Raw genomic sequence first — 262 nt, 5'->3', positions numbered from 1 at the left:
GTGGAAGGCATCGCCCAGCACCTGGCCCATTTCGCCGGCGCGCGAGAACAGGTTTTCATGCTTGAACAGGTCGAGCGTGGCAACGGCCGCGGCGCACGCCACCGGATGGCCCGAGTAGGGGTAGCCGTGGAAGAACTCCACCACGTGCTCGGGCGCGTCGGTCTTCATCATCGCGTCGTAGAGCTGGTCGCGGCAGATCACGCCGCCCAGCGGAATCACGCCGTTGGTCACGCACTTGGCGAAGTTCAGCATGTCGGGCACC

The 262-nt window shown here is 65.6% G+C and carries 1 protein-coding gene; it reads right to left on the bottom strand.

All coding sequences use genetic code 11. The features are described from left to right. Nucleotides 1-262 (bottom strand): aminotransferase class III-fold pyridoxal phosphate-dependent enzyme (locus AC0IYU_RS34860; protein WP_472126976.1); only part of this gene is annotated, 262 nt, incomplete at both ends.

Source organism: Variovorax sp. AC103, from assembly GCF_979254005.1.
The sequence above is the reverse complement of the archived record's forward strand: the minus strand, read 5'-3'. Positions and strand labels throughout refer to the sequence as shown.